At 31.3% G+C, this 22,964-nt stretch carries 21 protein-coding genes; 18 read left to right on the forward strand and 3 right to left on the reverse strand.

The features are described from left to right. The first annotated feature begins 60 nt into the window (after nt 1–60). Nucleotides 61–936, forward strand: coding sequence for an N-acetylglucosamine kinase (locus tag ACLII3_RS14075; protein ID WP_412984880.1), 876 nt, complete (start codon nt 61–63; stop codon nt 934–936). Beyond that, nucleotides 936–1,298 carry a methylglyoxal synthase gene (locus tag ACLII3_RS14080; RefSeq protein WP_412984881.1) on the forward strand — a complete coding sequence of 121 codons (363 nt, stop codon included), beginning with the start codon at nt 936–938 and terminating at the stop codon, nt 1,296–1,298. The genes ACLII3_RS14075 and ACLII3_RS14080 overlap by 1 nt, the downstream gene beginning before the upstream one ends. A 91-nt stretch (nt 1,299–1,389) precedes the next feature. Here the strand turns inward: ACLII3_RS14080 and ACLII3_RS14085 are convergent, their stop codons facing one another. Further along, the gene (locus ACLII3_RS14085) at nt 1,390–2,430 is read right to left on the reverse strand and encodes a GMP reductase (RefSeq protein ID WP_412984882.1); all 1,041 of its coding nucleotides are present in this window, start codon (nt 2,428–2,430) and stop codon (nt 1,390–1,392) included. 205 nt (nt 2,431–2,635) lie between these two features. On the opposite strand from ACLII3_RS14085, the gene ACLII3_RS14090 reads away from it, so the two are divergent. The 6 genes from ACLII3_RS14090 (at nt 2,636) to ACLII3_RS14115 (ending at nt 7,539) form a co-directional block, all read left to right on the forward strand. Then, nucleotides 2,636–3,172 carry a helix-turn-helix domain-containing protein gene (locus ACLII3_RS14090; RefSeq protein WP_412984884.1) on the forward strand — a complete coding sequence of 179 codons (537 nt, stop codon included), beginning with the start codon at nt 2,636–2,638 and terminating at the stop codon, nt 3,170–3,172. Between the two features lie 112 nt (nt 3,173–3,284). Beyond that, the gene (locus ACLII3_RS14095) at nt 3,285–4,739 is read left to right on the forward strand and encodes a serine hydrolase (RefSeq protein ID WP_412984886.1); all 1,455 of its coding nucleotides are present in this window, start codon (nt 3,285–3,287) and stop codon (nt 4,737–4,739) included. Nucleotides 4,740–4,875: 136 nt separating this feature from the next. Beyond that, a complete protein-coding gene (locus ACLII3_RS14100) occupies nt 4,876–5,559 on the forward strand; it encodes a GNAT family N-acetyltransferase (RefSeq protein ID WP_412984887.1) in 684 nt (227 codons plus the stop codon). 165 nt (nt 5,560–5,724) lie between these two features. Further along, nucleotides 5,725–6,297: a hypothetical protein gene (locus ACLII3_RS14105; protein ID WP_412984889.1), complete on the forward strand. Its 573-nt coding sequence runs from the start codon at nt 5,725–5,727 to the stop codon at nt 6,295–6,297. Between the two features lie 146 nt (nt 6,298–6,443). Continuing rightward, on the forward strand, nt 6,444–6,998 hold the full coding sequence (locus ACLII3_RS14110; protein WP_412984890.1) for a hypothetical protein: 555 nt from the start codon (nt 6,444–6,446) through the stop codon (nt 6,996–6,998). Nucleotides 6,999–7,161: 163 nt separating this feature from the next. After that, complete coding sequence (locus ACLII3_RS14115) at nt 7,162–7,539, forward strand: DUF2200 domain-containing protein (RefSeq protein WP_412984892.1); 378 nt, start codon at nt 7,162–7,164, stop codon at nt 7,537–7,539. A gap of 2 nt (nt 7,540–7,541) precedes the next feature. Here ACLII3_RS14115 and ACLII3_RS14120 read toward each other — a convergent pair whose 3' ends face one another. Both ACLII3_RS14120 and ACLII3_RS14125 read right to left on the reverse strand, forming a co-directional pair. Beyond that, nucleotides 7,542–7,922: a Rid family detoxifying hydrolase gene (locus tag ACLII3_RS14120; protein ID WP_412984894.1), complete on the reverse strand. Its 381-nt coding sequence runs from the start codon at nt 7,920–7,922 to the stop codon at nt 7,542–7,544. A gap of 12 nt (nt 7,923–7,934) precedes the next feature. Beyond that, entirely contained in the window at nt 7,935–10,685 is a 2,751-nt protein-coding gene (locus tag ACLII3_RS14125) for a putative LPS assembly protein LptD (protein WP_412984895.1), read from the reverse strand. A 100-nt stretch (nt 10,686–10,785) separates the two neighbouring features. Here ACLII3_RS14125 and ACLII3_RS14130 point away from each other — a divergent pair, with 100 nt between their 5' ends. The 10 genes from ACLII3_RS14130 to ACLII3_RS14175 all read left to right on the forward strand — a co-directional run bounded on the left by ACLII3_RS14130 (nt 10,786) and on the right by ACLII3_RS14175 (nt 22,931). Then, complete coding sequence (locus tag ACLII3_RS14130) at nt 10,786–11,874, forward strand: N-acetylmuramoyl-L-alanine amidase family protein (RefSeq protein ID WP_412984897.1); 1,089 nt, start codon at nt 10,786–10,788, stop codon at nt 11,872–11,874. A 54-nt stretch (nt 11,875–11,928) separates the two neighbouring features. After that, nucleotides 11,929–12,891, forward strand: coding sequence for an MlaD family protein (locus ACLII3_RS14135; RefSeq protein ID WP_412984898.1), 963 nt, complete (start codon nt 11,929–11,931; stop codon nt 12,889–12,891). 15 nt (nt 12,892–12,906) lie between these two features. Beyond that, complete coding sequence (locus ACLII3_RS14140; protein ID WP_412984900.1) at nt 12,907–14,220, forward strand: 4Fe-4S dicluster domain-containing protein; 1,314 nt, start codon at nt 12,907–12,909, stop codon at nt 14,218–14,220. 45 nt (nt 14,221–14,265) lie between these two features. Further along, nucleotides 14,266–14,712 (forward strand): phosphoheptose isomerase, encoded by a 447-nt coding sequence (locus ACLII3_RS14145; protein WP_412984902.1) that lies wholly within the window; start codon nt 14,266–14,268, stop codon nt 14,710–14,712. 12 nt (nt 14,713–14,724) lie between these two features. Beyond that, nucleotides 14,725–15,510: a (Fe-S)-binding protein gene (locus tag ACLII3_RS14150; RefSeq protein WP_412984904.1), complete on the forward strand. Its 786-nt coding sequence runs from the start codon at nt 14,725–14,727 to the stop codon at nt 15,508–15,510. 5 nt (nt 15,511–15,515) lie between these two features. Beyond that, nucleotides 15,516–16,601, forward strand: a complete 1,086-nt coding sequence (locus ACLII3_RS14155) for a WG repeat-containing protein (protein WP_412984905.1) — start codon at nt 15,516–15,518, stop codon at nt 16,599–16,601. Nucleotides 16,602–16,623: 22 nt separating this feature from the next. After that, on the forward strand, nt 16,624–17,106 hold the full coding sequence (locus ACLII3_RS14160; protein ID WP_412984907.1) for an ABC transporter ATPase: 483 nt from the start codon (nt 16,624–16,626) through the stop codon (nt 17,104–17,106). A gap of 313 nt (nt 17,107–17,419) precedes the next feature. Beyond that, nucleotides 17,420–20,335 carry a glycoside hydrolase family 3 N-terminal domain-containing protein gene (locus ACLII3_RS14165; protein ID WP_412984908.1) on the forward strand — a complete coding sequence of 972 codons (2,916 nt, stop codon included), beginning with the start codon at nt 17,420–17,422 and terminating at the stop codon, nt 20,333–20,335. Nucleotide 20,336: 1 nt separating this feature from the next. After that, nucleotides 20,337–21,473 (forward strand): N-acetyl-alpha-D-glucosaminyl L-malate synthase BshA, encoded by a 1,137-nt coding sequence (gene bshA / locus ACLII3_RS14170; protein ID WP_412984909.1) that lies wholly within the window; start codon nt 20,337–20,339, stop codon nt 21,471–21,473. Between the two features lie 48 nt (nt 21,474–21,521). Next, a complete protein-coding gene (locus tag ACLII3_RS14175) occupies nt 21,522–22,931 on the forward strand; it encodes a Gfo/Idh/MocA family protein (RefSeq protein ID WP_412984910.1) in 1,410 nt (469 codons plus the stop codon). The last annotated feature ends 33 nt before the right edge of the window (nt 22,932–22,964 follow it).

Below are 22,964 nucleotides of genomic sequence, written 5' to 3' on the forward strand. Positions count from 1 at the left end.
TAACAAGAAATAGGCTATTGCAATTATGTAATAGCCTATTTTTTTTAATTTTTCCCTTTTATGATTTTTATAGTAGATAGTGGTTCAACAAAATGTGATTGGTTAGCATTAGATAAAAACTCTGGTGAGCATATTTTTGATAAACAGCGTACTAAAGGTATGAATCCTGCAATTTTATCTAAGCAAAAACTTAATGATATTATTGATGCTAACGAGGTAATTCGTGAGCATAAGGACGAAGTAACCGAACTGTATTTTTATGGTGCTGGTTGTGGTACTCCTAAGCCTGCTTCTATGCTTAAAAGTGTATTGGAACAGTATTTTGTGAATGCTAAAAAAGTGGTTGTAAGAGAGGATACTTATGGTGCTGTATATGCAACTGTTGGTGTAGATCATCCACCAGCTGTAGTGTGTATTTTAGGTACTGGCTCTAATTGTAGTTATTTTGATGGTGAAATTGTGCACCAAAAAGTAAAGTCATTAGGTTATTCTATAATGGATGATGCTTCTGGTAATTATTATGGTAAACAGCTTATAAGAGATTATTATTTTAACCATATGCCGCATGATTTAAAAGTGTCATTCGCAACTAAGTATAATCTTGAAGATGACCATATAAAAATGAGCTTGTATAAAAAGCCTAATCCAAATGCTTATTTAGCAAGTTTTGCTGAGTTTATGTTTATTAATAAGGATTCTGAATATATTAGAAACTTAATAAGAGATGGTTTTAGAGTCTTTGCTAAAAACATGATTATGCAATATGCTGAAGAGTTAAAAACAGTTCCTGTGCATTTTGCAGGTTCGATAGCTTATTTTTCTCAAGAAGAAATAAGAGAAGTTGCTAAGGAATTTGGATTTAAAGTTGGTAACTTTGAAAGAAGACCTATTGAAGGGTTGGTGAATTATCACATTGCTAATATTTTAGAAAAATAATGGAAATTGCAATTATAGCTCACGATGGAAAAAAAGCTGAAATGGTTCAGTTTTTAAATGAGCATAGAGACATACTAATAAAAAAAGACATTACTTTAATTTCAACAGGAACTACAGGTCAAAAAGTTGAAAAGGCTGGAATTAAAGTTACACCATATTTATCTGGACCGCTTGGTGGCGATGCTCAAATTGCTGCTAGAGTAGCAGAGGGTAAATGTAATATGGTATTGTTTTTTAGAGACCCTTTAGAGAAACATCCACACGAACCAGATGTATTAATGTTACTGCGCTTATGCGATGTGCATGATGTACCATTAGCTACAAATCCTGCTACAGCAGAAATGCTTATTAAAGCTATTTAAATATAAGTGTCACACTAAGCGTAATCTAAGTGTATTAAAAAGAATGAAGACTATCTTTATATGAGATATCTCATTGCATTCGATATGATATTTATTTAGTATAAATTCTATTTTCCTGTTCTGCAACACGAATAAACGTCGTACGTTTTGTAAGCTCTTTTAAACGTTGGGCGCCAACATAGGTACAAGTACTCCTAATGCCTCCTAAAATATCCTGTAAAGTAGTTTCTACTTCACCTCTATAAGGCACTTCAACTGTTTTACCTTCACTAGCTCTGTATTCAGCAACACCACCAACATGTTTTTCCATGGCTGTTTGTGAGCTCATACCATAAAACTGTTTATATAATTTTCCGTTACGTTCAATACGTTCGCCACCACTTTCATCATGACCAGCAAGCATACCTCCAAGCATTACAAAATCGGCTCCTGCGCCAAAAGCTTTAGATACATCACCAGGAATGGCACAACCACCATCACTAATAATTTGTCCTCCTAAACCATGTGCCGCATCTGCACATTCAATAATTGCTGATAATTGCGGATAGCCAACACCAGTTTTTACACGTGTAGTACATACACTACCAGGACCAATACCAACTTTTACAATATCTGCACCAGAGAGTAGAAGTTCTTCTACCATTTCGCCAGTAACAACATTTCCTGCAATAATCACTTTGTCTGGATACAGATTTCTAGTTTCCTTTACAAAATTTGCAAAATACTCCGAGTAGCCATTAGCAACATCAATGCAAATAAATTTATATTGTGGCAATACTTTAAATATAGCAGCTAATTTTTCGGCATCAGCTGTTCCAATACCTGTACTTATGGCAACGTAGTTTTCAATACCTTGTGGAGCTTTGTTAGTAAACTCTATCCATTGCTCTATGGTATAGTGTTTATGGATAGCTGTAAATAGTTTCTTTTCAGCCAAGGCTAAAGCCATATTAAAAGTACCAACAGTATCCATATTAGCAGCCATTATTGGAATGCCTTTCCAAGTATGTGGACTGTGTAAAAACTTAAATTCACGTTCTAAATTTACTTGAGACCTACTTTGTAGAGTTGAACGTTTAGGTCTAATCATGACATCTTTAAAACCAAGTTTAATATCGTATTCTATACGCATAAAAAGTAAAGTATTGGGTTACTCTCAAAGTTAATAATTATAGGTTTATAGAAGTGATTTTTTTATTAACATAACAAAGGGTTTTGGTTAACAAATACTAATTTCTACATTTTGATTTTCTAGAGTAAAAAGGGTAAATTCGTTCAGCACTTTATATAAAATTTTATGTACTAATTAAATAGTATGGGAATTTAATCAAGCACAAATGAATCTTAAAACTATAAGAGAGGAAAAACATTTAACCCAAGAAGAGCTTGCTGAGCAATCTGGACTTTCAATACGAACTATACAGCGTATAGAGGCTGGTCAAGAACCTAAAGGTCATACTGCTAAAGTACTTGCCGAAGCTCTTGAATTAGATGTGTCTTCATTAAGTAAATCAAACAAATTAACAGATACGATTAATTATTCATTGATAAAAAGAGTAAATCTCTCTTCAGTATTTGTTTGTTTTATTCCTCTATTGAGTATTGTTTTACCATTAATTCTAAGTCGTCAATATAAGCAAAACAATCATTTAACCAAGGGCATTATTACTCTTCAAATTTTGTGGAGCATTATTTTTATTCTAGCGTTTTTCGTTTCAGGATTTCTTAAATTAACCTTTGACTTGCATCATCAAACAGGTCTTTGGGTTTCTATTTTTCTAATTGTATTAAACCTTGTTGTGATACTTGTAAATTCAGCAAGTATTGATAAGAAAAAGGAACTGTACTTTAAATTTGGGTTTAGTTTTATTTAATTGATTTTAAGTGTTTTATTGTTTCTGTCGGGTTATTGGCAGGTTATTGACGGGACAGTTTTGTGGGTGTAATTATTGTTTTTTTTGAGTTTTGCTGAAAAACAATTCAACAATGAAAATAACACAAATCTTTAGCTGCATCTTCTTCATTTTAGTAAGTGTAATCGGGACTGCTCAAAACGACAAACAATTATCAACACTAAATTCTAGAATAGATAACTATTTAGAATCTGGAACTAAACAAGGATTTTCAGGCGCAATTACCGTAATAAAAAATGACAAGGTTATTATTAATAAAGGATATGGATTAGCAAACAAAAATACTCAAGTCCAAAATAATCCTAATACTATCTTTGATATTGGCTCAAATACAAAACAATTTACAGCAACAGCTATACTAAAGTTAGTAGAAATGGGAAAAATAACTGTAAATGATTCATTATCCATTTTTTTTGAAAACCTTCCAACAGATAAGCAAGATATTACAATTCATCAGTTATTAACTCATACATCTGGTTTTACCGAAACGATAGGGAATGATTTTGAAGACATCACATCAAAGCAATTTTTTGATACCGTTTTTGCAAGTAAATTGCTGTTTAATCCAGGAGAACAATTTGAATACTCCAATATTGGTTATAGTATTTTAGGTAGAATTATAGAGTTGGCTTCTGGATTAGAATATGAAGCATTTTTAAACCATTATTTGTTTATTCCTGTAGGAATGAAGCAAACAGGATATGTATTACCGAAATGGAACTTAAAACAAATTTCAAGAAGTTATAATCGAGGAATTTTAGAAGATGAATCACCTATTTTAAAGTATCAAAAAAATAATAGTATTAGTTGGCATCTAAAAGCCAATGGAGGAATTAATTCAACTCAAAACGATATGATTTTATGGTATAATGCACTTAAATACAATAAAATTATAACAAAGGAGTCCTTAGATAAGATGATAACTGCTTATGCAGATTATCCGAGTGGTAAATCAAGCTATGGGTATGGTTGGGTTGTAAGGCATTTAGAAGGTAACGTTAAGCGAATAGCTCATAATGGTTCAAATGGCGCATACTCACATTCATTAATTTGGTTTCCAAAAGAGGATATTTATATAGTTTATGCGACAAATGCAAATAGCGAAAAGGTAGAGTACATTGCTTATGCAGTTGCTAAAATGATTTTAGATGAGAAGTATGTCCCAAAAGCCATAGAGAATAATGTTTATGCTTTCAGCGTTCGTTATATGGAAAATAATAATAGTGATAAATCTAAAGAACTCATAGCTATACTAAAAGAAAAATTTCCTGATAATTTTACAAGTTCAAGACTTTTAAATTCAATAGGGAATATTCTGTTAATGATTAATAAACATAAAGATTGGGCTGTAGCATTGTTTAAAGAAAATATTCTGCTTTATCCTAATGATGGCAACCTTTGGGATTCCTTGGGAGATGGTTATAAAGCAAATAATCAAATAAACAATGCAATTACAAGTTACCAAAAAGCCATTGCATTAGGATATAAAGGTTCTCAAAACAAATTAAGAGAACTAATGAAGAACTAAGGCTATTACTAACTATTTGTAAATTACTTCATGTCAAATCATACTAATTTTACATATATATTTTGAAGATAAAAAACGCTAACTTCGTGTAACAGTTTATATAGATACATTGGCATTCATTAAAAAAAAAATGATAATGGAAGAAACAAAATTGGATAATCCAGTTTGGAACTCCTTAAACGAAGTACACAAAAAACTTTCAGTAGAGTATGAAGGAATAAAGTTTTATAATCCAGATTACTGTCCTTTTGGAGGTTTTATAGAATCTAAAAAAGCGGCAGATGGAATAACTAAATACGCTGGCTTAATTGATGATTTTTATGTGGTTGGAAAAAGACCAATGTTTAGTATTGAAATAGGTGTAAATAAAAATTTAGTTTGTAATCAAATGCTTCTTGAAAAGGCTATTGACATTCCAACAGATGAACAAATACAAATAGTTGAGTTAAAGTCTGGATATCAAAAAAGAGATTTATACAATTTAGTTAATTTGGTACAACCTGGTTACTTTAAAAGTAAAACATCTGATTTAGGAAAATACTTCGGAATTTATAGCGATACTAAACTAATTGCTGTAACTGGTGAAAGAATGAAAATGAATGGATTTACTGAAATAAGTGCAGTTGTTACTCATCCACAACACACAGGAAAGGGTTACGCAAAACAGTTAATAAAGCATACAACCAATCAAGTGCTTAACGAAAATAAAATTCCATATTTACATGTTGCTGAATCCAATATTGGAGCCATCAAACTTTACGAAAAATTAGGTTTTATAACAAGACGTAAAATAAGCTTTTGGAATTTAAAAACAATTTAAAAAAAATGAAATACTCAATACTCACCAAAGTTTTGGTAAACAAATACGTGTTTCTACGTATTTATTTTGAAGATGAAAAACGCTAACTTCGTTTCACAGTTTATTATAAACCATTGTAGCGTGTTTATATAAGCACATTATAACACATTTAACCAAATCAAGAAAATGCAAGAGTTTAAAGATTGGAAAGAGTTTATAAATAGAAGTTTAATTGACAGCGGACAATTTGAAAATCCAATCTCTGAATTAAAAAATGAGACGGAAATTGAGATATTTAAATCGACTGATAAAGATTCTCTGACAGAAATAAGAGTTGGATACTTAAAAAATAACAGACTGATTTATTTACAATTTTTCAACCCTAAAATCCCTGGATATAATAAATTGATGGGAAATGAATATTTTACTGAAGGAGATTTAAACGATATTGAGGACCACGAGACTTTTAATGATTATGGAGATATTGGATTAGAGTTTAACAAACAGAATACCAAACAAATTTTGATACAACTTGAAACTGGTTTAGAAGGAAAAGAAGTGCAATATTTAAAAAATTCTCAATTAGTGAAATCTGTAATTTATTTCTCGGGAGATGAATCTGGATTATCTTGGTCACACGATTTTAGAAAAGGAAACATTTTAAAAAGAATTTTTAGAAAGAAAGCGGAAAAAATTGACGGAATCAAGAAGCAAGAAATTAATTTAAATGAAATTTTTAGAGGAATAAAAAATGTGTAATAACAGCTGTAAACGTAATAATGGCTAAATCTCCTATTTGGAATTTTAGTTTTTAAATAAATTTGTAACGTTATGAGAAAGTACTCGCGCACTTTCTCATAACTGATTTTTATACGAACATGTTAGCTGCAATTAAAACTAAACTCTTGAAAAAAGAAAAAATAATAGAAAAACTAGAGAAACATTGTGCAGAAAAACTTTACGTTAGACTGACAAGGAAGAAAGGTAAATTTGAAGGGATATCAACAGGTTTCATTCTTGAAAAATCTAACGATTTTATTTTATTACAAGAATCTGACGAATTTAGAATTTTAGGATACCAAGTAATACCCGTAAATACTATTAAGCATGTTAGATATAATAAAAACGATAAAACTTACGAACAGATTTTAAAGAATGAAAATTTAATGACATTTGTTAAAGCTAAATACAAAATTGATTTAACTGATTGGAATTCTATTACAAATGATATTAAAAAAACGGGACTGACCATAATTTCAGAATGTGAACACCCAGAGTTGAATTATTTTTGTATTGGACAATTAAAGAGGGTAAATAAAAAGTCAATTTCGATTAGATATTTCAATGCTCAAGGAATTTTAGATAAAGAAAATACAAAGCATAAGTTTGGGGATATTACTAAATTGAGTTTTGATGACCATTATGCGAATGTTTTCTCAAAATATGTAAAAGATATATAGTTGTGGTTATATTATATTATGGTAGATTCTCTTAAACGGAAAACTCTTTAGATATTTCTACAAATTGATTTTCTTAGTTAAAAAGGTTAACTTCGTCTAAACTTGTATATAAACCGTTAAAACGAGTTTATAAGTTTGCGTTAACAACAATAAATTATACGTTATGCCAGAAGTTACAGCAGAAAAAAATGAGAAAATTGGGGAAATGAACTTTGGATCTATTTATCCACATTACCTTAATAGAATAGTAAAGCATGGTAGGACCAAAGAAGAGCTAGATCAGGTTATTCTGTGGTTAACGAGTTATAATCAAAACACATTAGAATCTTATATTGATGGTAATGGAACTTTTAAAGATTTCTTTGAAGGTGCCAAAATGCATCAAAACGCACACATGATTAAAGGTGTGGTTTGTGGATATCGTATTGAAGAAATCTCTGAAGAGTTTGCTTTGTATCGTAATTGCAGACGTATGGAAAAGCTAATTGACGAATTAGCAAAAGGACGCAAAATGGAGAAAATTTTACGTAAAGAAAAGTAATACTACTTCACAGCAATCATACTAATCTCTACGTTTACATACTTTGGTAAGTTGGCTACTTCAACGGTTTCACGAGCAGGAGCAGAGGCATCATCAAAATACTGTGCATAAACTTCGTTTATTTGAGCGAAGTTACCCATATCACTAATAAAAATAGAAGTTTTAATTACGTTTTCAAACGTCATATTTGCAGCAGCTAAAACTGCTTTCATGTTTTCCATAACTTGCTTAGTTTCTACTTGAATAGTATCCATTACTAACTCACCAGTTTCAGGATGTAAAGCAATTTGTCCAGAAGTATAAAGTGTATTTCCAGTTAATACAGCTTGATTATATGGTCCAATTGGTGCAGGTGCATTTGGTGTTGTAATTATGGTTTTCATGAGTTGTGAGTATTATAATTGTTTGTCTGCTTGTCTACGCTTGTCGTACTTAATATCTTTTAAGATGCTTGATCTAATACCAATAAAGAAATTCCAAGAGCTACGAGAACTAAATGGTATCCAAGAAAAATTCATACGCCAACTTTGTAAATCACGTTCAAAACGTAGTTGTGTATACGTAATACCATTATTTTTCATGTCGTAACCAGAAGAAACACCAACTGTCCAACGTGGTGAAAACTCTATATCACCAGAAAACATTAATGAGTGCGATGATATTTCATTTTGTCTTCTTGAATTGGCATAGTTAACAGCATAGGCTAAACGCAAGCTCCATGGTATTTTATAGTTGTATAAATCGGTAGGCTTTTCGTCTGCTTTTTTATCATCAGAGTTTAATCTGCTATCTGCAAAATCTTGTGGTTTACCAAAAAGGTCATCGGCACGACCACCACTTCTTAGAGATTCATCACGAGCACGCTGGTCTTCTGGATTACTACCTCCTTCAAAGCTATCACTAGATAGCGTATAGTTAACTGTAAGGTTAGCACTTGTTAATCTAAAAAGGCTTCCGCCATTATCAATATTAAACTTATCAATTTTGTTATTGTTGTTATCTAAAGCATAAGGGTCAAGTGTAGCTCCAAAATTTATATTCATTTTATCTTTTAGAATACTTGTACCTCCAGTTACTCTTACTGGACTCCAGTTTAAAGAATCTCCAGCAATATTATAAGCAGTAGAGAAGTTTAATGTTTTTAATAACATTACTTTTTTAGGCTCTGTAGCAGTACTATCACTATCTCTTACTTTTGCTTCTAAGTTATTAGCAACCGAAATACCCAAAGAGCTAGAATATGTTTTACCAGGAGTTCCAAAAAGAAAATCTTCAAAGCGTGTGTATTCTACATCTCCAACTGGATCTCCATTAACGTCAGTTTCTTCATAAGTGTCGTAATATTTATCAAACGACGGATTGATATTATAACTTATGGATGGTCTCATAACATGCCTAATAGCTTGTATGCTTTTATCTTCTCCAAAGTTAAACATACCATAAAGCGTAGTTCCAAGACTAGCACTAAAGTTGTATGTTCTAAAAGCATCAAATCCTTGTCTTACAGTTTCAACTTCTTCCTGCTGACTCTGATCCCATTGTTTTTTTATAGTTTTTAAAGTCCAATTTTCTTGAAAATTAGCGCTTGTACTCACACTAAAATATTTGGCAACTTTAAAGTTGGTACTAATAGGAATACTGTGTTGCATGCCTATTTTAGCATCATCAAACATTTCTTTTTTAAAGAATAAAGAATCGGTTGTTTGAATTCTGTTTTCTCCTCTTACGTTATACTGAAAGTTTATATTTTGAATAAATCCTTTTTTACTACCAATTTTTGGTGCAAAAGGAAATACACGACCAACACTTCCTTGAAACGTTGGTAATGTCATGTTTATAGACTCTGTATTGGTGTTTTGAGAGTGTGTTGCTGTTAGACTTACATTAACTTGTGGCTCACCTTGAAACGTTTTAGAGTACGAAACAGAAGACGATAAGGTGTTATTTAAAAAGTTAGATGAGTTTAATTGGTTAATAGATTGTTGGTAATACGTACTACTACCTAAGTTTACCGAAGCCGAAAAACGCGAATTAGGATTAGCTTTGGCATCTTGACTATGACTCCATCTTATATTGTAAACCGAACTTTTTGAATAATCGGGAAAACCTCGTTCACTATTTATCAAGTTTTCATATCTAAAACTAAAGTTACCTCTAAACCTATAGCGTTTTGCATAATTACTTTCTGCTCTAAAACCATAACTACCATTAGTATAGTAATCACCTAGAAGTGCTAAATCTAAATAATCGTTAATAGCAAAGTAATAACCACCATTTTGGATAAAGTAACCTCGATCGTTTTGCTCTCCAAATGAAGGGAAAATGACACCAGAAGTACGCGATTTAGTTAAAGGAAAATATGCAAATGGTAACCCAATAGGAGTAGGTACATCTGCAATAAACATATTTGTTAATCCAGTTACAACCTTTTTGTTAGGTACTATTTTCGCTTTACGTAACAAGAAATAGTATTCTGGATTTTCATGGTCTTCAGAAGTGGTAAACTTTGCGCGATGTACAAAAATTACCGAATCATTTTCTTTCTTAGTTAATGGAGATATAATAATACCTCCTTGTTGTTCGGTTTTAGAATTCCAAACTAAAGCCTTTTGGGTTTTAGTGTTAAAAGCAATTGAATCTGGTTCAATAACATTATTACCTTCTTTAAAAACAGGTGCTTGACTATAGTTACCTAAAGAATCTTTTAATCTACCAGCATGTATAATGTCATTAGCATAATCTATAACAATAATACCAGCATTTATCTGCATATTTTGATAAATAACTTCTGCTTCGTTATAGAGGTAAATTTTTTGTTCGTTTTGGTTAATAGAAGTGTAATCTGTAGCACTATACTTTACAATACCTTCAAGTAAATTTTTCTTTTTTGGAAGACTGTCATTTGTAATAGAATCTTGTTCCTTACCAACAATAGGCTTATTTAAAAGAGATTTTACATTAACAGTTACGGAATCATTAGTTTTTTCTGATTTAGCTACTGGTTCCTTTTTTGGTAATTCTTGAGAATAGCCAAAAGTGTTTATAAACACTGTAAAACTTACAGCAAAAAGTATTTGAAAGATGTTTGTTCGCAACGCTTTTAGATGTATTTTTGTAAAAGTATGGCTCGGTTTTTGAATTGCCAAAGTTACATATATTTTTTTGTGATTATTTTTAATATTGAAAAAAATTAAAATTTAAAATAAACCGAGTATTAAAGCCGTTAAAGTCTCTATGCAAACGAACATGAAATACCTTTTATTATCCTTTATATTTTTATTAACATGCTTTTCTTATGCACAGCCTAAGAATAATAAGTTTGTAGTGGTCTTAGATGCTGGACATGGTGGTAAAGATCCTGGGAGACCAACTAGTTTTGATAAAGAAAAAAATGTAGCCTTAAAAATTGTTTTAAAGGTTGGTAAGGAGTTAGAAAAACACAAAGACATTAAAGTTATTTATACACGTAAAACTGATGTGTTTTTAGAATTGCACGAACGTGCTGCAATAGCTAATAAGGCTGATGCAGATTTGTTTGTGTCAGTACATTGTAATGCACATGACTCTCAAGCTTATGGTACTGAAACATATGTATTAAGTGTTGGGAATACTGATAGGAATATGGCAGTTGCTAAAGCAGAAAATGAAGTGATATTTTATGAAGATGATTACGAAACGCATTATGAAGGTTTTGATCCTAATTCTCCAGAATCGTTAATTGGTCTTACTTTAATGCAAGAAGATTATGTTGAACAAAGTATTTGGTTGGCACGTCAAGTAGAGAACAATTTTTCACAAAATCTAAAACGAAAAAGTAGAGGTGTAAAGCAAATTAGTTTATGGGTGATGCATAATACTTATATGCCTAGTGTGCTTATAGAAGCTGGGTTTTTAACTAATAGAACAGAAGGGAAGTACTTGAGTTCTAATAAAGGTCAACAGCAAATTTCAGGAGAAATAGTGAAAGCTCTTTTAGACTATAAAGAAAAATGGTTATCATCTACAGAAGAAATTGTAAAGGGTATTGAAGAAAATGAAGAAGTAGAAACATCACATGAAGAAATATATCCTGAAATAACCTTTAAAGTACAAATAGCTGCCAGTTCAAGAAAGTTGGCTCCTAAGTCATATAATTTTAGTGGTTTAACTCAAATATCAAGAGTTAAAGTTGGTGATTTGTACAAATACTTCCATGGAGAAACTTCTAGCTATACAGAAATTAAATCTTTAAAATCTGAAGCTGTTAGTAAAGGCTATACATCATGTTTTATTGTAGCTTATAAAAACGGTGAAAAAATTAGTGTTACTGAGGCGTTAAAAACTCCTTCAAATTAGATGTGTTTGTTTTAAATAAATTGCTAATTTTGTTAACAATAAAACACACTCACTTTGAAAATATCTAGAGAAGTAAAAACTGCAATACTAGTCATTTCTGGTATTATCTTATTTATATACATTTTTAATTACTTAAAAGGTGAAAACTTATTAGACTCTTCTAAAAAAGTTTATGCTGTTTATGATAACGTTGAAGGACTAGCAACATCTTCTCCAGTAACAATTAATGGACATGCTATTGGTAAAGTTCAAGAAATAAATTTTACCGATGATGGTTCTGCAAAACTAAAAGTTTTATTGCTTATTGATAGTGATTTTGAGTTTTCAAAAAATAGTAAGGCAGAATTGTATGAAGCTGGATTAATAGGAGGAAAGGCGATTGCTATTATTCCTGCTTTTGATGGAGCCGAAAATGCAAAGTCTGGAGATATACTTGAAGGTACTGTAAAAGCTGGTTTAAGTGAATTAGTAAATAAAAAACTAACACCACTTCAGGAAAAAATTGAAACTATGATGGTTAGTGCTGACTCGTTACTAACAAACATAAATAGTGTTTTTGACACAAAAACTAAGGCTAACCTACAAGAAGGAATATCTGGCTTAAATGAAATTATAGCTAATTTTAAAGAAACTTCGAAATCTATTGATAGAATAGTACTTGTAAATGAAGATAAACTTAATTCAACTTTAGCAAATGTTGATGATATTTCTGGAGATTTATCAGTAATAACAGATTCTATAGCTAGCGCAAATCTTGGTCAAACTATTAAGGAATTACAGTCAACTATATCTAACTTTGATAGTGTGCTTGCTAGTATTGAAAACGGAGAGGGTTCTGTAGGTAAACTGTTAAAAGATGAAGGCTTATATAATAATTTAGAAGGAGCTTCTAAACAATTAGAGCAATTACTTCAAGATATGAAACTTAACCCTAAGCGTTATGTGCATTTTTCATTGTTTGGCAAGAAGGCAAAGCAATATGATGCTGAGGGTAATGAGATAAAAGAAAAAAACTAATTAACTAACCAAAATATGAGCTATTTACCAAACATACTTTTTGCAATTGCATTAATAATAGGTATTGGATATTTTGTAAAGAATATAAAAACGCTTAAGCGTAATATTAAACTAGGAAAAGATGTTGATGTAAGCGATAATAAATCATTACGCTGGAAAAACATGACGAGAATTGCCTTAGGACAAGGTAAAATGACACGTCGTCCAGTTGCTGGAATACTTCACATTATCGTGTACGTTGGGTTTGTGATTATAAACATTGAAGTACTTGAAATTGTTATCGATGGACTTTTTGGTACACATCGTATTTTTTCTGAGTTATTACCACAATCAATTTATGGACTGTTAATAGGTTCTTTTGAAGTATTAGCAGCATTAGTGTTTGTTTCAGTAATTATTTTCTGGATTCGCAGAAATATTATCAAATTAAAGCGTTTTTGGAGTTCAGAAATGACAAGTTGGCCAAAAAATGATGGTAACTTCATTTTATATTTTGAAATGGTGTTAATGTCGTTATTCTTAATAATGAATGCAACCGATTTACATTTTCAAGCAATGGAATCAGGTAATGTTATCAGTCAGTTCATAGCACCTTGGTTTGGTGGTATGGCTGAACCAACATTACATATTATAGAGCGTTCTGCTTGGTGGATTCATATATTAGGTATTTTAGTATTCTTAAACTATTTATATTACTCTAAGCATCTTCATATTTTATTAGCATTTCCAAATACATATTATGGAAGCGTAAAGCCTAAAGGAGAGCTAGATAACCTTGAAGCAGTTACTAAAGAAGTAATGTTAATGATGGATCCTAATGCAGATCCATTTGCTGCACCAGCAGAAGGTGCTGAAGATGAAGTCCCAGAAAAGTTTGGAGCTAGTGATGTACAAGATTTAAATTGGGTGCAATTACTTAATGCTTATACTTGTACTGAGTGTGGACGTTGTACATCTTCATGTCCAGCTAATTTAACAGGAAAAAAGTTATCGCCTCGTAAGATTATGATGGATACTCGTGATCGTTTAGAGGAGGTAGGTAAAAATATCGATGCTAATAAAGGTAAGTTTGTTGATGATGGAAAACAATTATTAGGTGATTACATTACAGCTGAAGAGCTTTGGGCTTGTACAACATGTAATGCATGTGTAGAAGAGTGTCCTGTAAGCATAAGTCCTTTATCAATAATTATGGATATGAGAAGGTATTTAGTAATGGAACAGTCAGCTGCTCCAACCGAGCTAAATAACATGATGTCAAATATTGAGAATAATGGTGCTCCATGGCCATATAACCAAATGGATAGATTAAATTGGAAAGACGAATAGTACTAGTCAAATTTTTTAACTAATATTAATATACGCTGAGTTGAAATGAAAAGAGAAGAAGCAGATAAATTATTGCATGAAAAAGTAGAAAAGGGAGAAAAGATAAGCCCAGTATTGCCAGAAGGAGTTAAAAACTACTTAATAGATATTGATGGTACTATTGGAGAAGACATCCCAAATGAAGAACCAGAGCGTATGTTAACAGCCGAAGTGTATCCTGATGCATTAAAAACTTGTAATGGTTGGTATGATGAAGGACATATGATTTGTTTTTTTACCTCTAGAACTGAAGATCATAGAGAATACACCGAGATTTGGCTTAAAAAACATGGATTTAAATACCATAGTTTATTAATGGGAAAACCAAGAGGTGGTAACTACCATTGGATAGATAACCATTTGGTAAAAGCAACGCGCTATAATGGTAAATTTACTAACCTAGTAGAAAAAGAAGTAACTATCGAAGTGTTTGACGATGGTAAACACGATTAATCATATATAATTATGAGTGAAGCATTAAAAGTGCCAACTATGGCAGATTGTATGGCAGAAGAGAGACAACCAGAAATTTTATTTTGGGTTGGATCTGCTGGAAGTTATGATGATAGAGCAAAAAAAATAACAAAGGCTTTTGTTAAAATATTAAACAAAGCTAACGTTGATTTTGCAGTTTTAGGTACAGAAGAAAGCTGTACTGGAGATGCTGCAAAACGCGCAGGAAATGAGTTTTTATTTCAAATGCAAGCAGTAACAAATATTGAAATATTAAATGCTTATGAAGTTAAACGTATTGTTACAGCTTGTCCTCACTCATATAACACTATAAAAAATGAGTATCCTTCTTTAGGAGGAAACTACGAAGTATTACATCACACCCAGTTTCTAAAAGAACTAATTGATAGTAACCGATTAACTATTACTGATAGTGAATTAAATAAAAAAGTGGTTACTTTTCATGATCCTTGTTACTTAGGACGTGCAAATGAAGAGTTTGAATCACCACGTTTTATACTTAGTAAGTTAGGTGTAAACCTAAAAGAAATGAAGCGTAATAAACGTACAGCATTATGTTGTGGTGCTGGAGGTGCACAAATGTTTAAAGAACCTGAAAAAGGTGATAAAGATGTAAATGTACTTAGAACAGAAGACGCTTTAGAAACAAAACCTAATATAATCGCTACAGGTTGTCCTTATTGTAATACTATGATGACAGATGGTATTAAGTTTAAGGGAAAAGAAGATGTAATAGAGGTATTGGATATTGCTGAATTAATTGCTAAAGATTTGTAGTATTAATGAATAAAATTACACTAACTTCTTTAGTTGCAGTTATATTTTTCAACATTCTTAATGCGCAATCAAAGCCAAACCATGAGGTGTTGAAAAACCACATTGAAACAAATCATTTATTTGGAGATTCATTAAAAATCCCTGCGTATTCAAATGATGATTTTGGATTCATAGATAAAGGCATATACTTTATTAAAAAAGGTGAAAAATGGGGTTTAGTTAATACTAAATCTAATAATCAATTAATTCCTTTTAAAATAGACTCTGTTCTTTCTATTAATAACATGCAAAATAAGAGCTATCTGATAAAAAGAGATGGTAAATGGTCTTGTATTGCTTTCAATAAACAATTTAAGGCTCTAAAAAGTGATCCACAATATGCTATAAGTCATTCATCACTAAAAGATTTCGGTTATAAAATAGATAAAAGAGAGTGGAAACGTTTTCAAGTTATTTTTAATGGAAAAAGAGGAATAATGAACAAAGCATTTGAGACTATTGTTCCTATTAAATATGACTTTATAAGAGATAAATACTTTGATTATAAAGAAGATAATCAAAGTAAATATTTTTATATAACTTTCAATAATGATAAAGTTGGTGTAATAACTCATAAAGTAACTATAGAGCCTACTCTTGATGATGTTGGTGTATATTATCCTGATTATATTGGTGATTTTGATAATCTTAAACCATCTTATAAAAAGAAGGATTTAAAAGCACTATCAATGTTTTTTGATTTTGATTATAAATATTTTGGAACATTAGTGGATGGTAAAAGAGGAATAATGAGTTATGAAGGAAAAATACTTATGCCAAATTTATATGATGAAATGTATTGTGGGGAGTCTCATTTAAGAGAGTATGGTAGACTTTTTATAGTAAAGAAAAACGGATTATTCGGAATAGTGAATTTCAAAAATGAAGTTGTAATTCCTATTGAATATGACAAAGTAGAATATTTTGACACAAGTAAATATGGAACATCATATATTTATATTGTTGAGAAAAATGGAAAATTTGGTCTTATTAATTCTTTGAATAAAACCGTAAGAGAGATTAATTACACAAGAAAAGAATTAGAGAATTAATCGTGATAATTAGAAATTGTTTATGCTTGTAGATTTTAATACATTACCAGAAACATCTAGAGTTTGGATATACCAAGCTAACCGTTCATTAACAGGAAATGAACAAGAAGAAATTAGTGCTAAACTAGATACATTTATCGAGAATTGGACCGCTCATGGAAGTGATTTACAAGCTGCTTATGAGCTTAAATATAAGCGATTTATAGTTATTGGGTTAAATCAAAACTTGAATGCTGCTACAGGTTGTTCAATTGATGCTTCAGTTCACTTTATTATGCAATTAGAAAAAGAGTATAATATTGATTTAATGGATAAAATGAACGTTTCATATAAGCAAGGAGAGTTCATTGCATACAAGCCGTTAACTGAGTTTAAGAAAATGGCAAAGGACAGAGCCGTTTCTAAAAAAACAATTGTATTTAATAATTTAGTTGCTAATAAAGCAGAGTATCTAGAAAACTGGGAAGTGCCTGCAGAAGAAAGTTGGCATAATAGATTTTTATAAAAGATTGAAGACACAAGTAAGATCAAACAAAGAATTATTAATTATAGGAATTGCTAATGGTTTGATGTTTGCTATAATTATGGCAGTTTTTGACCTTTTCTCAAAGGATCCATTCTCTTTATCTAAATTTATATACAACTTTCTATTCTTTGGGTTTTTTATGGCGCTTATATTTCGTCGTAAGAAGATTGAGCAATAATCAAAATCATTGTTAATTAACTTGGTTATAAAACTATCTTAAAGTCATACATTTTTTTATTTAAAAGTACTATTTTGGCATAGTTTAAGTTGTATTTAGAATAAAACCCAAACTATGCGTTATTTACCCTCTTTTATCTTAAGTCTTCTTTTTTCGTTACCTATTTTATCTCAAAATATTAATCCATTAGTTTCAAAAGATTTTGAGGCGCAACAAAAATGGGTAGATAGTGTTTATCATTCAATGACACTTAAAGAAAAAGTAGGACAACTATATATGGTTCAGGTTTTTTCCAGTCAAGATGAAAAAACTAAGCAATCAATAATAAAACAAATAAAGGAGCATCATATTGGAGGTCTTATTTATTCTAAAGGAGGTCCAGTTCGTCAAGCAAAATTAAATAATGAACTTCAAGCAGCGTCAAAATTGCCTTTGCTTATTGGTATGGATGCAGAATGGGGTTTGAGCATGCGTTTGGATTCTACTTATGCATTTCCTTGGAATATGACCTTAGGAGCTATAAAAGATAATAAGCTTGTAGAGAAGGCAGGTAAACATATAGGTGAGCACTGTAAACGTTTAGGTGTTCATTTTAATTTCGCTCCTGTTGTAGATATTAACACCAATCCTAAAAACCCAATTATTGGTAATCGTTCATTTGGTGAAGATAGAGATAACGTTACCAATAAAGCATTGGCTTTTATGAAAGGGATGCAAGAAGCTGGAGTTTTAGCTAATGCTAAGCATTTTCCTGGTCATGGCGATACAGCACAAGATTCACACGAAACGTTACCTACCATAGACTTTAATGAAAAACGTATAGATTCAATTGAGTTGTATCCATACAAACAGCTTATTAATAAAGGCTTATCTAGTGTTATGGTAGCACATTTAAATGTGCCAAGTTTAGAACCACGCTCTGGTTATCCATCGTCATTATCTGAACGTATTGTGACTGATATATTAAAAGAGCGTTTAAGATTTAAAGGTTTAATTTTTACAGATGCACTTACAATGAAAGGTGCTTCAAACTTTAGTAACACAGGTGATATTGATTTGGCAGCTTTTAAAGCTGGAAATGATGTTATGTTAATGTCGGAAAGTGTTCCAATAGGTATTAAGAAAATTTCTGAAGCATACGAAAAAGGAGAAATAAGTGAAGAACGATTAGCGCATTCTGTTAAAAAGATATTAATGGCGAAGTATAAAGTAGGCCTTAATAACTATTCTCCAATAGGCACTTTCAATTTATATGAAGATTTAAATAGATTAGAAGACGATTTACTTTACGAGCAACTTATTGAAAAAGCTATAACTGTTGTTAAAAATGAAAAGCAAATTTTACCGCTTAGAGATTTAGATAAAAAGGAAATAGCTTATGTAAAGCTTGGTGATGATGATGGTTCTGTTTTTCTTTCAGAATTACAAAAGTACGATAAGGTTCATGAGGTTAAAGGAAAGAATCTAGATGAATTAATTAGTAAGCTAAGTAATTACAATACAGTTATTGTTGGTTTTCATAGGTCAAATGCTAATCCATGGAAAGGCTATAAATTTAAAGATCAGGAACTAGTGTGGCTTTACGAAATAGCGAGAACAAATAAAGTTATTTTAAATGTTTTTACAAGGCCATATGCATTATTGGATTTAAAAACTGTAGAGAATTTTGAAAGCATTATGGTTTCTTATCAAAACAGTGCAATAGCTCAACAAAAGGCTGCACAATTAATTTTTGGAGCTATTTCTGCTAATGGTGTGTTGCCTGTTTCTTCAGGAAATAACTTTAGTGCTGGAGATGGGATTTCTTTTCCCTCAATTAGTAGATTAAGTTATGGTTTACCTGAGAATGTTGGTATGAGTAGTGAGCGACTATTAAAGTTAGATTCTGTAGCTCAATATGCAGTTAAAGAAAAAATGACTCCTGGTATTCAATTATTAGTTTCAAGAAAAGGAAAGGTTATTTATAACAAAAATTTTGGGAAGCATACTTATGATGGAAAAGAGAAAGTTAAGTTTAATGATGTTTATGATGTTGCTTCATTAACAAAAATTCTGGCAACTTTGCCATTATTAATGGAGTTGGAGGAAAAAAAAGTAGTGTCCTTAGATTCTAAACTTTCTGATTTATTACCAGAATATAAAACTTCAAATAAAAAAAATGTAACTGTCAAGCGTATGTTATCTCATTATGCTAGATTAAAACCTTGGGTGCCTTTTTATGCTGCAACGTTAGATTCAGCTACTAGCAAGCCAGATAAAAAATATTATCGCACAAAAAGGTCTAAAGAGTTTGATGTTAAAGTTACAGAAAACATGTACATGCGTACTGATTATCAGGACTCTATTCAAAAGGTAATCGTAGAGAGCGACTTATTAAATAGACTTCGTTATCGTTATAGTGATTTACCCTATTATATTTTAAAGAAATTTATTGAAGCTCATTACGACCAAACTCTTGATAAGTTGGTACAACAGCATTTTTACAAATCTTTAGGAGCAAATTATACAACCTATAATCCTTCTGAAAAATTTAGTGATACACAAATAATTCCAACTGAGGTTGATAATTATTTTCGTTATAAAGAAGTACATGGTTATGTACATGATATGGGAGCAGCAATGCAAAATGGAGTTGGAGGTCATGCAGGTGTTTTTAGTAATGCTAATGATGTAGCTAAAATTATGCAAATGTATTTGCAAAAAGGATTTTATGGAGGTAAGCGTTATTTAGATACAGATACGCTAGATAAGTTTAATACATGCTATTTTTGTGACGATGATAATAGAAGAGGTATTGGCTTTGATAAGCCTCAATTAGGAGATGAAGGTCCAACATGTGGATGTATATCTATGACAAGTTTTGGTCATTCTGGATTTACAGGTACATATGCTTGGGCAGATCCAGAAGAAGAGATAGTATATGTGTTTTTAGCTAACAGAACTTATCCTAAAGCTGGTAAAAATAGATTGTTAAGAGAAAATATTAGAACAGAAATTCAACGCTTAATTTACGAAGCAATAGAAGAATAATATGAATATAGGTATAGTATGTTATCCAACATTTGGAGGTAGTGGAGTTGTAGCTACAGAACTTGGTTTAGAATTATCAAAACGAGGTCATGAAGTACATTTTATTACTTATAGCCAACCAGTAAGATTAGAGCTATTAAACAGTAATGTACATTTCCATGAGGTAAATGTTCCTGAATATCCATTGTTTCATTACCAGCCTTATGAACTTGCTTTATCAAGTAAGTTAGTAGATATGGTTAAGCTCCATAAAATAGATGTACTTCATGTACACTATGCAATTCCTCATGCTTATGCAGCTTATATGGCAAAAAAAATGTTGCATGAAGAAGGTATTGAAGTCCCTATTGTAACAACACTTCATGGTACAGATATTACACTAGTTGGTAGTCATCCTTTTTATAAAACTGCAGTAACGTTTAGCATTAATAAATCTGATGCAGTAACTTCTGTATCACAAAGTTTAAAGGACGATACAATGCGATTATTTGATATAAAAAACGATATTAAAGTTGTTCCAAATTTTATTGATTTAGACAAACATCAACATCATTTTACCGATTGTCAACGAGCTATGCTAGCAAATGAAGACGAACGAGTTATGACACACATTAGTAATTTTAGACCTGTTAAACGTATTAATGATGTTATAAAAGTATTTTATAGAGTTCAAAAAGAAGTGCCAGCAAAGTTAATGATGATTGGAGAAGGTCCTGAAAGAGAAGGAGCTGAAGCTTTATGTCAAAAGTTAGGTATTGAAAATAAAGTCATTTTCCTTGGTAATAGTAGCGAAATAGACAAGATTTTGTGTTTTAGTGATTTGTTTTTATTACCATCAGAAACTGAAAGTTTTGGATTAGCAGCTTTAGAGGCAATGGCGTCTGGAGTTCCAGTGATTTCTAGTAATACAGGAGGTATTCCTGAGGTTAATGTAGATGGTATTTCTGGGTTCTTAAGCAATGTTGGTGACGTTGATGACATGGCAAAAAATGCTATTAAAATTTTAAAAGACCCAAAAGTTCTTCAAGAGTTTAAGGACAATTCAATAAAAGAAGCCAAACGTTTTGATATTCACCAAATAGTTCCTTTTTATGAATCTATTTATAACGAAGCATTAGTAAACTGTATTTCAATCTAATTTTTAAATAGATTTTTTTACCTTTCTGTTCTATTAACTACTACAATCATGAACAGAAAAGACTTTTTGAATTTAAGTGCACGAGCAAGTTTGTTTTTTGGAATAACGCCATCATTAATTGCTTGTAAGGATGATAAACAAGTTATTGAAGAAGCCCAAGCTAAAGCCTTGCTAGATGGTACTAAAAAAGCATTAGGAACTGCAGTTGGCTTAACGGTTAATCCTATAGATAAGGTTAGAGTAGGAATGATAGGAATGGGAAATCGAGGTTCGGTTCTTATTCAAATGTTTGAGTATTTAGTTAAAAACAATCATGCCGAAATTGTAGCACTTTCAGATTTAAAAGAAGATAAGGTTGTAAAAAATAATGATTACTTAAAAACGATCCAACGAAAGGGAGCTGATTTATATTTTGGTAATGAACATGAGTGGAAAAAAGTAGCAGAACGAGATGATGTTGATTTGTTAATTATTGCAACGCCATGGAAATATCATACAGAAATGTCGGTTTATGGTATGGAACGAGGTAAGCACGTTGCTTGTGAGCAACCAATGGCAATGACTATCGAGGATTGCTGGAAACTTATTGAAGTTGCAGAACGTACAAAAAAACATTGTATGTACATGGAAAACTGCTGTTATAATGGTGAAGAGCTTTGGGTGTTAAACATGATAAACGAAGGTGTTTTTGGAGAGGTTAATCATGCAGAAGGTGCATATATACATGACCTACGAAAACACATGATGCATGAAACATATTATGAAGACCAATGGCGTATCAAACACCATGAAACTAAAAATGGTAATTTTTACACAGGTCATGGTCTAGGTCCAGTTAGCTTTTATATGGATATTGGTAGAGGCGATAACTATGACCATTTAGTAAGTATGAGTTCGAGAGAACAAAGTTTAAGTGAAGCAGCAAAAAAACAAGGTTATAAAACAACAACTTTCGCATGTGGAGATATGAACACCACACTTATAAAAACTAAGCTAGGTAAAACGATAATGTTACAGTTTGATACACATACAGGAAGACCTTACTCAAGATTAAATACTGTAACAGGAACTAAAGCTGCACATCAAGGTTATCCTTCTAGGTTATACGTTGGACATGAAGAACTGCAATGGGGTCACAGTTGGCTTGATGAAAAAGAGTATAAAGAATATAGAGAACGTTACGACCACCCTTTATGGAAAAAGTTAAGAGAACAAATAGATGCAAATGCTATAGGACATGGAGGAATGGACTTTGTAATGGTTTATAGATTAATTCGTTGCTTAAATCAAGGGCTACCATTAGATATTAATTTATATGATAGTGTATTGTGGAGTGCAATTACACCACTATCTGAATTGTCTGTAGCTAATAAAAGTGCAAGTATTACTATTCCAGATTTTACAGGAGGAACATGGAAAACACCTCGAAAGAATGAAGTGTTAAGAGATATAACTTAGAATACTTGTTTTGTAGGTTTTATTTTACTTAAA

The sequence above is a fragment of the Pontimicrobium sp. IMCC45349 genome, from assembly GCF_047219225.1.
GTDB lineage: Bacteria > Bacteroidota > Bacteroidia > Flavobacteriales > Flavobacteriaceae > IMCC45349.